This window comes from Mycobacterium parascrofulaceum ATCC BAA-614 (genome assembly GCF_000164135.1).
Classification (GTDB): Bacteria; Actinomycetota; Actinomycetes; order Mycobacteriales; family Mycobacteriaceae; genus Mycobacterium; species Mycobacterium parascrofulaceum.
On sequence record NZ_GG770556.1, the window covers coordinates 155,112 to 165,056 of the forward strand.

At 64.5% G+C, this 9,945-nt stretch carries 10 protein-coding genes and 1 pseudogene; 1 reads left to right on the forward strand and 10 read right to left on the reverse strand.

Translation table 11 applies throughout. From position 1 onward, the window contains the following. From HMPREF0591_RS34010 to HMPREF0591_RS20655, 10 genes and pseudogenes are all read right to left on the reverse strand, one after another. Window positions 1–670 (reverse strand): thiolase family protein (locus HMPREF0591_RS34010; protein WP_007170556.1); only part of this gene is annotated, 670 nt, incomplete at its 3' end. Then, window positions 663–2,021: an OB-fold domain-containing protein gene (locus tag HMPREF0591_RS20615; RefSeq protein ID WP_007170557.1), complete on the reverse strand. Its 1,359-nt coding sequence runs from the start codon at window positions 2,019–2,021 to the stop codon at window positions 663–665. The genes HMPREF0591_RS34010 and HMPREF0591_RS20615, both read right to left, overlap by 8 nt. A 46-nt stretch (window positions 2,022–2,067) precedes the next feature. Next, on the reverse strand, window positions 2,068–3,279 hold the full coding sequence (locus HMPREF0591_RS20620; protein WP_007170558.1) for an acetyl-CoA C-acetyltransferase: 1,212 nt from the start codon (window positions 3,277–3,279) through the stop codon (window positions 2,068–2,070). Continuing rightward, entirely contained in the window at window positions 3,276–3,530 is a 255-nt protein-coding gene (locus HMPREF0591_RS20625) for a hypothetical protein (protein ID WP_007170559.1), read from the reverse strand. Before HMPREF0591_RS20625 ends, HMPREF0591_RS20620 begins: the two co-directional genes overlap by 4 nt. A 7-nt stretch (window positions 3,531–3,537) precedes the next feature. Beyond that, window positions 3,538–4,068, reverse strand: a complete 531-nt coding sequence (locus HMPREF0591_RS20630) for an aromatic-ring-hydroxylating dioxygenase subunit beta (RefSeq protein ID WP_007170560.1) — start codon at window positions 4,066–4,068, stop codon at window positions 3,538–3,540. Next, on the reverse strand, window positions 4,065–5,336 hold the full coding sequence (locus HMPREF0591_RS20635) for an aromatic ring-hydroxylating oxygenase subunit alpha (protein ID WP_007170561.1): 1,272 nt from the start codon (window positions 5,334–5,336) through the stop codon (window positions 4,065–4,067). Before HMPREF0591_RS20635 ends, HMPREF0591_RS20630 begins: the two co-directional genes overlap by 4 nt. Further along, window positions 5,333–6,982 carry a class I adenylate-forming enzyme family protein gene (locus tag HMPREF0591_RS20640; RefSeq protein ID WP_007170562.1) on the reverse strand — a complete coding sequence of 550 codons (1,650 nt, stop codon included), beginning with the start codon at window positions 6,980–6,982 and terminating at the stop codon, window positions 5,333–5,335. Before HMPREF0591_RS20640 ends, HMPREF0591_RS20635 begins: the two co-directional genes overlap by 4 nt. Beyond that, the gene (locus tag HMPREF0591_RS20645) at window positions 6,979–7,764 is read right to left on the reverse strand and encodes an enoyl-CoA hydratase/isomerase family protein (RefSeq protein ID WP_007170563.1); all 786 of its coding nucleotides are present in this window, start codon (window positions 7,762–7,764) and stop codon (window positions 6,979–6,981) included. The genes HMPREF0591_RS20640 and HMPREF0591_RS20645 overlap by 4 nt, the downstream gene beginning before the upstream one ends. Continuing rightward, a complete protein-coding gene (locus HMPREF0591_RS20650) occupies window positions 7,761–8,564 on the reverse strand; it encodes an enoyl-CoA hydratase/isomerase family protein (protein ID WP_014711211.1) in 804 nt (267 codons plus the stop codon). Before HMPREF0591_RS20650 ends, HMPREF0591_RS20645 begins: the two co-directional genes overlap by 4 nt. 9 nt (window positions 8,565–8,573) lie before the next feature. Next, a pseudogene (locus HMPREF0591_RS20655) lies at window positions 8,574–9,329 on the reverse strand (enoyl-CoA hydratase/isomerase family protein); the annotation flags it as partial. A gap of 294 nt (window positions 9,330–9,623) precedes the next feature. Here HMPREF0591_RS20655 and HMPREF0591_RS31160 point away from each other — a divergent pair. Then, window positions 9,624–9,945, forward strand: a 322-nt coding sequence (locus tag HMPREF0591_RS31160; RefSeq protein WP_157137543.1) for an SDR family NAD(P)-dependent oxidoreductase, incomplete at its 3' end; no start/stop codon positions are given.

Here is a 9,945-nt window from a genome sequence, read left to right on the forward strand (position 1 = left end):
CGATTACTGCGCAGGCGGCACCGTCGGACACCCCAGAGCAGTCGAAAACGCCGAGCCGTCCGGCCACCTTCGGCGCCTTGTCGATGGTTTCCCTGGCGACGGTCGTACGGAACTGCGCCTTGGGGTTACGGGCTCCGTTGGTGTGGTTCTTCCAGGCAACGTGAGTCATCGCCGCACGCATCTCGTCGGCGTGGGTGCCGTACTTCGCGCAGTAGGCCGGATCCAACAGCGAGAAAGCCGCAGGTGCCGTCATCGACAGTTCGGGCGCGGTGCCGTCGCTGGGCGGATCTTGACGTAACAACCCGGAGAATCCGGAATCTTTGAGCTTCTCCACCCCGACGGCCATGGCCACGTCGTAGGCACCACTGGCGACCGCGTAACAGGCGTTGCGGAAAGCCTCCGATCCGCTGGCGCACATGTTCTCCACCCGAGTCACCGGTTTGTCGTCGGTTCCCAGTGGTCGGCTCAGCGTCAGGCCCGACATCCCCGAGCTCAACGTGCCCAGCCAGTAGGCGTCAATATCGTTTGCGCTCAAGCCCGGAACCGACGTCATGCACTCGCTGTAGGCCTCAAGCAGCAAGTCGTCGGCAGAGTCGGCCCACCGTTCGCCGAATCGCGAGCAGCCCATCGCCACGACGGCGACCTTGCCCGCTATTCCCCTGCTAGCCATCGCCGCTCCCGTCCAATCGGGCTTTCCAGAAATAGTTGTGCACGTCGCCTGCGGTGTACAGGCGTCGGAAGGTGAATCCCACCGTGGAGCCGACCTGGATGCGTTCCGGCTCGGCATCGGCAACTTGGCAGGCGAATCGGCCACCACCGGACACGTCTACCACGGCCTGCACGACGGGCGGCGACGGCGAGTACGCCAGGTGGTCGACGGTGTAGGTAACGACGGTCCCTCGCATGGCCGCAACGGGTATCGTGCCCATCCGGTCGGTCGCGCCGCAACTCTTACAGACGCGGCCCGGTGGGAGATGAACGAATCCGCAAGCCTCGCAGCACGATCCGCTGAGGCCGAACTTCCACGAGGCAGACCGCTGCGCCGCCGGGCCCGAGGGCCGGTCCGGCTCCGGACGGCGCGGGGGTTCCATCTGCACCAACCCGCGCCATGACAGGTACGTCAAGTGCGCGACGGGCAGGCCGTCGGCCCGTTGCCGGGTGACCGGCTGTGGTTGACGAGCGCCCGGCAGCGCGGTCGTCGCCCGCAACAACATCGCGTCACAGCCATCGACTGCCCACAACACAAGGATGGTGTCTCCCGCATCGGCGGTATCGAGCACGCTGCACAGTGCCAGTGCGGCATCACAGGCACCCGAGAAGCCTATGGGCGACGTGACCACCGATTTCTCCCCTTTGACCAGGGTCGCCGCTCGCTTGACGATCGCGCTATTCGGGCAGGCGAGCACCACGTGGTCAACGTCGGCTACACCGGCAGCTTTCAGAACGCGTTCGACCGCGGCGCGGATGAGCGCCGCATAACGCTCTGCACCGAAACGCTCCTCCCATTGCTCGCCAGTCACCGAAGTAACCGCGCGCCAACGATCCAGAAATTCCGCTGTCAGCGATGTGCTAGCGACGACCTCGGCGAGAGCCTCATCGCTGTCTCCGAACAGCAATGCTGCCGCCCCGTCGCCGCCAAGCTTCTCGTCCGCCGACCCGGGCCGTCCCACCCGTATGTCGGCGCTCACCGCGAGGCCGCCGGCGCGCGCGGCGGCCAAGACTGCCGCGAACCCGCTTCGGCCCGTCCCGCAGAAGTCGACGGCCAGGCTGTCCTCGGCCAGACCGAGCGCGGCGTGGATCGCGGTGGCGTTGGTCTTGTCGGCGTAAGCCGGTGTGCTAGTAGCGAAATACAGCGCAGTGGTGTTCTGTACGCCGGGTATCGACGCTGCGGCCGCCACTGCCATCGTCGTGCTGTCCTCGTCGAATCCACCGACTACCCGGTCTCCCCGACGTAGCCCGATGTCGGCGCCGGCCAATCGGTAGCGGGGCAGGTATGCCGCGTAGCCGACCAGACCCTTCATCGGCACACCACCTTCACGCCGACTCGCCGCGCACCCTGGTCGCCGGTCATGATGACGCTCCGCGGAATATCGCGGCAATGCCCTGCCCGCCCCCGATACACATGGTCTCCAATGCCAAATCGCCCCCGCGCCTGCGCAACTCGTGCAACATCGTGGTGAGTATGCGGACCCCAGTGGCGCCGATGGGGTGTCCCAGGGAAATGCCCGAGCCATTGACGTTCAGCCGGTCTTCGACGTCGTCGAGCTTGACGCCCCATCCGGCCAGCACCGCCAATACCTGCACCGCGAACGCTTCGTTCAGCTCGATCAGATCCAGGTCATCGAAGTTCAATCCTGTTCGACCGAATAGCTTTTCCACTGCACCGACCGGGCCGATGCCCATCCGTGACGGCTCACAACCGACGGCGGCCCAGCCCTCGAAATAGCCGAGCGGTTCCAGGCCGAGATCGTCCAGCCGATCTTCGGCCACCACCAGGCAGGCTGCCGCGGCGTCGTTCTGCTGGCTCGAGTTGCCCGCGGTAACGGTGCCGTCGGGCATCACTGTGCGCAGGCGGCTCAGCGCGTCCGATGTGGTGTCTGGACGGATGCCCTCGTCGCGGTCGAAAATCAGCGCGTCGCCTTTACGCTGCGGCACCTGCACCGCGACGATCTCCTCGTCGAACAGGCCTGCCCGCTGGGCCGCCGCGGCGCGTTGATGGCTGCGCGCGGCATAGCTGTCGGCGGCTTCGCGGTCGATGCTGTAATCGGTGGCCAGGTTCTCGGCCGTCTCGATCATGCCGCTGATCGGGCCGAATCGCGCGGGGGGCTGCGATAATTCGCGGCCGCGATCGAGGCGGTCGTAGAGAGTCTGGTTGCCCGAACGGGATCCCCACCTCGCCGTCGTGGTGTAGTGCTCGATGTTGCTCATCGACTCGGCGCCGCCGGCCAGCACGACGTCGGCGGCGCCGGTCTGCACTGTCATCGCCGCGGTGACAACCGCCTGCAGTCCCCCACCGCAGCGCCGGTCGATCTGCAGACCGGGGACACTGATCGGAAGTCCGGCATGCAGTGCGGCCCACCGTCCGATGCAGGGCGCCTCGGAATTCGCGTAGGACTGCGCGAATATGACGTCCTCGATGGCGGCCGGATCGACGGCGCTGTGCTCGACGACCGCGTCGATCACTCGCGCAGCGAGGTCCTCGGCGCGCAACGGCCGTAGCGTGCCGCCGAAGCCGCCGATGGCAGTGCGCAGCGGGCTGACTATCGCCGCGCGCCTCACGCGTCGCCCCGCCAACGATCGGACGAGGGATTCATCAGGGCGGTCAATCGATCCTCAGGCAGCCAGACGATGGTCTCCAATTCCAACGCATCGAGGTAACGCACGCGACCGGATCGAAGGTCCTCCAACCTCAGCCGCGGAGAATTACCTCTGGTATCGAAATTTACTGACACTTGGGCGAACTCACTGGCGATAACCGGACCCACACCGGCCGCGCTGACGGCACCGCCGTCGCCGAATTCAATTGTCATCGAGGGCTCAGATCAGAAATCCGAGGGTAGGAATCGGCCGGTCTTTGTCCACCAGATCCACCTTCTTGTACACCAGTCGTAACTCCCCGTCCAGGCGACGTACCCGGTACGTGACGCGGCCGCCCCACAGGTGATTGCCGCGCGCCCGCGATTCCAGCACCATGAAGTTGGCGCCCACTTCCAAGTCGACTCCGCCGCTGGGATTTGGCTGAGTACCGAGGATTTCGATGTTGGACAGCAGACGACGAAGATTCGACGGCGGCGCCTGGGCATAACGCTTGCCGGTGCGAACCTGCTTGAGGCGAGTCGCGATGCGACTGCGGTTGTCGTAGATCACCGACATCTCGCGCAGCGGATCGTCGGTCGAGGCGACCGGAACCCAGTAGAGCGCGTCATCGGTCCACAACGCCTCCCAGGCGTCGTAGTCGGACTCGTCTGCATAGCGCGCTTCCCGGTACAGGAATTGCTCGACCTCCCAGCGGTCGAAGCCCTCAGGCAGTCGCCCTACGGTGGCGGCGTCATCGCGTGTGCTCGTCACGATTCAGTCTCCATCAGCCTCTTGTAATGCGACCAAAACCCGCGCATCCCAGTCTCATCGGTGGCTCCGCCGATAGTGAAGCCGTTCTCGTCGACGCTTTCGCGACTGAGTCCACGACGAACGTCGAGCCATTCTGGCGTCAGGTTTTCCAGGCCCAGTTGGTTACGCTCATACATCTCGGTGTCGTCGGCCAGCAGCATTCCGGCCGGCCCGACCGAACCCATGCACTGCGACACCATGCGCTTGTTCATCTCCGGCGCGCCGGCCAGTTGCACGGCCGTGGAGTACTGGATGCACTCACCCACCGACACCGGTTGGATGTTGAATACCTGGATCTCCGCGATGAACAGGTTGGGGAAGATCATCACGTGCGGCCCACCTTCGATGAGGATTTCATCTGCCGCATCGCCGTATCGCTTGCGGATCGCCGCGACATAGTTGGGCACCCGGTCCTCGCTGGTGCCGAACCACCGCAATGGCTGGGCGAACTTGCGGAACTCCGGCCGCAAGTCGTTTTCGCTATGACCGTTTCCCAGGTCTCGGGTCACCGCGGTCGACGATTCGCTGTACAAAGGACCGATCGGGCTACCGGTGACGCCGAAGATCGAGCCGTGCACGAACTGGGGGTGATAGCCGTCGGTTTCGTTCTCCGCCAACAATTTCCAGTTGGCACGGGTCTGATGCTGCAACCACCCGGCGGTGAGCTGGACTTTCCCCACCGGCGAGAGCCTGACTAGCCGGTCTATCTCACCGGCGGCTGCGCCGAGGTGCTCGATAAGGCTGGGGCCGTCGGCGGCGAAGCTGCCGAACACGAACCCGCGGTAGGTATCCATTCGCGGCACCCTGCCCATTGGCAAGTCCAGCTTGCGTTCGCCGTAACCCTTGAAGAACGGGAACCCTACGAGTTCACCGTCGTTGCGGTAGGTCCATCCGTGATATGGACAACGGAAGGTTGACGAGTTGCCCTTGGCGTCGTCGCAGACCTGGTTGCCACGGTGCGCGCAGCGATTGAGCAGTAGGTGCAGCTGCCCGTCGCGGTCGCGGGTCATGATGACGTCTTGTAATCCGAGGCGCTTACGCACATAGTCGCCCGCCTGGGACACCTCGCTCTCGTGACCGACGAAAACCCAGGACCGATACCAAACTTTGCGTAGCTCCTCGGCAAAGATGGTGGGGTCGGTATAGAGCGATCCATGCACCTTGTCGCGTTTGATCAACTGGTCGTAGCGACTGCCGGTCGCGGAGGCTGACTCGATCAACGAAGTCATTCTTGGGGCTCCTCTCGGGAGATCTCGCGCACGCTACCGTTTGCGATGAGGTCGGGTAAGGCGAACTTGCGCACCTTGCCGGTGGGCGTTCTGGGAAGGTCCTCAGTGGAGAACCAACGCTGCGGAACCTTGTGCGGTGTCAAGTGTTTGCGCGCATGCGCATGCAACCGATCAACGAGATCTGTCGGCGACGGATCCTGGGTCTCGATCACCGCGCCCACAACTTCGCCCAAGCGGTCATCGGGAAGACCGAAGACGCACACCCGGGCGTTCGCGTCATGCGTGGACAGACATGCCTCGATTTCTGCTGGGGCGATGTTCTCGCCACCGCGGATGATCAGCTCTTTGAGCCGGCCGGTGATGGTCAGGTAGCCACGCTCGTCCATGGCACCGATATCGCCGGTGTGCACAAAGCCGTCCGTATCAACCGTCGCAGCTGTGGCCTTAGGATCGTGCAGGTACGCGATCATCTGCTGGTAGCCGCGCGCGCAGATCTCGCCCGGCTGCCCGACCGGCAAGACCGCACCTGTGGCCGGGTCGACGACCTTGCAATCAACCTGCGGCAGTGCGCGACCCACGGTATGGAGCTGGTCGGCACGGGCGTCGTCGGGCCGCGTTGCAGTGAGAACCGACGCCAGCTCGGTCTGACCGAAGACGGTCACCACTGCCGCGCCGAAAGTGCGTTCGGTCGCCTCGATGAGCTCCGCCGATACGGCGGACGCCCCGCCGAGGCAGATGGACAGGCGGGGTGGAGGGTTGGTGGAGGTGCGCTGCGCTGCGACGAGACTCGACAGTATCGTGGGTACGAAGAACAGCACCGATGCCTGTGTGCGACGCAGGGTCTCCAGCACCGCGGTGGGCTCGAACCGGCCGATCAGCACCTCGGTACCGCCGATCCACATCGGACCCAGCGTGCTGATCACGCAGGCGGCGGTGTGAAACATCGGCAGCGGGTTCACGGTGACTGCGCCGGCGGGGATGCCCGCAGACTGGACGGTCAGCTTCGCGACGTTGATCAGCGAACGGTGGCGCAGCAGTACTCCTTTCGGCGTGCCGGTGGTGCCCGAGGTGTACTGCAGCATGACTGCTTCATCAGGGTCGGTTGGAGCCGCGGCGATCACCGCGCCGTCGACAGCGTCAGCTCGCCACTGCGGTCGGGACGACAAGCTGATGGTGCGCAAGGCCGGGAGCGACTGGGCGATTTCGGCTACGACGGAGGCACAGTCGTAGTCGCGGCTGCGGTCAGCATGGATCAGCACCGAGGCACCAGAATGCTGCAGCGCGTAGCGCAGTTCGCTGGCACGCATCGCAGGGTTGAGCGCGACAAGGATCACGCCGGCAAGGGCCGCGCCATACTGAATTACCGGCCACTCCACCACATTCGGCGCCCACAACGCGACATAATCACCGGGCTGCGTCAACCGGGACAGCGCGGTCGCTACCCGGGAGGCCTCATCGAGCAGCTCTCCGTACGTGAATCGCAGCTGCGCTCCATCGCCATGACGCGGGCCGACCAAGGCCTCCACATCGTGGTGTGTGTGGGCACGTTCGGTCAGCAGGCCGCCGACGGTGTGGTCCACCAACTCCGTTCCGGTGTCGGCGTCCAGGTACGACCAGTCGAGGCGTCCCGCTAGTTTCGCGCTCACCGCGCCGGGGCTCCGAATTCCGGTCGTCGCTTGGTGCGGAAAGCGTCTATCCCCTCGGCGAAGTCGTCGGTGCCGAACAATTGTGCCTGGTGCTGAGCCTCGCGATCCAAGACGTCGAACGGGTCCATCGAAGACCCGTGTGCAAGTAGGGATTTGATTACGCTGTAAGCGTGCGTGGGACCGGCGGCGAGTCGCTCAGCGTCGATTAATCCGGCTTGTAACGCAGATCCCGGCTCGGCGAGCGCGTCGACGAGACCCATGCTCAATGCCTCGATCGCGTCGAACGGCGTCGGCATCATCAGCATCTGCCGGGCGCGGGCCACGCCGACACGGGCCGGCAGCGAGACGAAGGTGCCCATGTCGCCCGCCAGGCCCACATTGGTGAAAGTCGTCGCAAAGCGTACGTTTCGGGCGGCGACCACACGGTCGCACGCGGCCGCGAGCGCGACGCCCGCACCGTAGGCGGAGCCTTCCAAAGCGGCGACGACGGGCTTTGGGGTTCTCCAAATCGCGCGAATCACCTGCTGTGCCAGCTGAGCCCGTTCCAACGCCGGCTCGGGTTCCATACGTTGCATTGATGTGATGTCGCCACCCGAGCAGAATGCCGGCCCCGCACCTGTGAGCAGGATTGCATGGATCGCGGTGTCGGCGTCGGCGCGCTCGAACGCGCCGGCAAGCTCGATTCGGACCCGAAGATCGATGGCGTTGCGCTTGTCCGGCCGGTTCAAGGTGATGATCCGCACCGCACCGCGGTCTTCGGTGACTACACAATCGGCGTTCATTGTCCGGTGAATTTCGGCTTGCGGCGTTCGATGACAGCCCGCAGGCCCTCGAGTGCGTCGGCGGTTCCGGAGAGTTCGGAAACCGTGCGCGCCTCTTCGGCCAGGCGTTCTTCGACCGACGACCCCAATCCGCTCCATACCAAGCGCTTGGTGGCCGACAGGGCGCGGTTCGGCAGCGTCGCCAGCTCGGCCGCCAATTCCTCTGCGCGATTGAGCAATTCGTCATCGTCGACGACCTCGGTGATCAATCCGATATCAAGCGCCTCGTCGGCTGTCAGGGTGGGATTGGTCAGCAGGATCCGCAACGCCTGCCGCAGACCAACCAATTGCGCCAGCGTCACTGATGAGCCACCATCTGGTGCCATGCCGACCCGGACCGCGCCGGAGAAGAATTTTGCTGATCGCGCCGAGATGACGATGTCGGAAGCGCACACCAATCCCAGTCCGCCTCCCCCGGCAGCGAAGCCCTGGACGGCCGTCACCACCGGCGCCCGAAGCTGGATCAGCGCGGCAGTGGCCAGTTGCAGCCATGCCGTGGCCTCGCGCAGATAATCGGGGAGATCTGCACCCTTGGACTCGAAGGTGTGAATATCGCCGCCGGCGCAGAAATTGCGCCCCTCGCCGGTGAGCAACACCACGCGTACCGCAGGATCCGCATGACACGCCAGCACCTTCTCGTGCAGGGCCTTGAGGAACTCGACATTCATCCCGTTGGACGCCTTTGGCCGGTTCAGACGCAGCCTGGCAACGCCGTCCGCGACATCGAGGGCGACCGGCGCCACAGTTTCTTTGACGCTCATCGTTTGACTCCTCGCTCTGAACGCGGCCGCCCCGTTCTGTCCGGCACCCTCGCAGATGTGGTTGACCACCGTGTCGATTTCGTCATCCAATCCGCGGGGTGATGCCACCTCGACTCCGGCGTAGACGAGGCGCTTGATCGACGTGACAGCCTCTCGGCGCCGCCCGGCCAACGCGGTGACGAACCGTCTCACGCCCTCGTCGAAACCGGCTTGCGGAAAACTTCGATATGCCAAACCGTGGCGCACCGCCTCGGCGCCGGAAAGTCGATCGCCGGAGAGCAGCAGTCCCAGTGCCTGCTGACGCCCCACCAGCCGGGCCAGCCGCTGACTGCTACCGCCGCCGGGAACCATGCCGAACTTGATGTGGTTGTCAGCGATTTTGGCGTCGTCGCTGACCAGCGCAATGTCTGCGGCTTGCATCAGCTCGAAACCGCCGGCCATTGCGACACCCTCGACCGCCGCGATGACCGGAACCTCGACGCGGGCAATGGCTTCACACGCACGCCGAAACCCCACGAAAAGTTCCCGCAGCGCATCAGATCCCTTCGACCGCAGGCGCTCTACTTCCTCGAAATCGCCCCCCGCGCAGAAGTTTCCGTTGGCGCCCCGGATGACGGCAACAGTGACGTCGGGGTTGTCACCTACCTCCACGATGGTCTGCGACAATTCCTCGTTCAGGTCGACGCTGATCGCATTGAGCTTCTCCGGTCGATTGAGCGTGACCCACGCTATTCCATCGACGACATCGCGTCTCACCAGCGTCATCGCTTGGGTCCTCCGGTGAACTGCATTACGGTAACGGTCAATTCGGCCAAATCAGCGGTACCCCTCACCCGACGCCCTCGTCGGCTATCGCCCTGTGGGCGTCGAGCCCCATCCCCGGTCGTAGCGCCGGACGGCCGGAGCCGCTGCCACCGCCAGTGGTAGCGCGAGCGCACTGGTCGATCAACGACTCAGCCATCGTGACCTCTCTCTATCGAATCCAGTTACCCCTATTTCTAATCCACGTTAAACTAAGATGACGGCGGTCACAACAGCCGCCCCACTGAGGAGCTTGGAATGGACCTTGGACTGAAAGATGCCCGCGTGGTAGTGACCGGCGGCGCTTCGAACATCGGACGCGGCATCGTGCATGTGTTCGCCTCGGAGGGTGCTCGAATCGTGATCAGCGATATCGATAAAGCTCAGGCGGACCGGGTTCGCCGCGAAGCGCAAGATAGGGGCGCCGCCGAGGTCGAAGTCGCGATAGGTGATCTTACGGCTCCCGACCAAGCCGAGGCCGCAATTGGCGTCTCGGTCGATAGTTGGGGCGGCATCGACGTCTTGGTCAACAATGCCGGTTGGAGTGTGCCCGGTTTCATCGCGACCGACACCGACCGCG

Bases quoted from the DNA above. Each gene is read 5' to 3' on its own strand.
- HMPREF0591_RS20615 (WP_007170557.1), bottom strand. From the start codon at position 2,021: ATGAAGGGTCTGGTCGGCTACGCGGCATACCTGCCCCGCTACCGATTG.
- HMPREF0591_RS20625 (WP_007170559.1), bottom strand. From the start codon at position 3,530: ATGACAATTGAATTCGGCGACGGCGGTGCCGTCAGCGCGGCCGGTGTG.
- HMPREF0591_RS20635 (WP_007170561.1), bottom strand. From the start codon at position 5,336: ATGACTTCGTTGATCGAGTCAGCCTCCGCGACCGGCAGTCGCTACGAC.
- HMPREF0591_RS20650 (WP_014711211.1), bottom strand. From the start codon at position 8,564: ATGAGCGTCAAAGAAACTGTGGCGCCGGTCGCCCTCGATGTCGCGGAC.
- HMPREF0591_RS20645 (WP_007170563.1), bottom strand. From the start codon at position 7,764: ATGAACGCCGATTGTGTAGTCACCGAAGACCGCGGTGCGGTGCGGATC.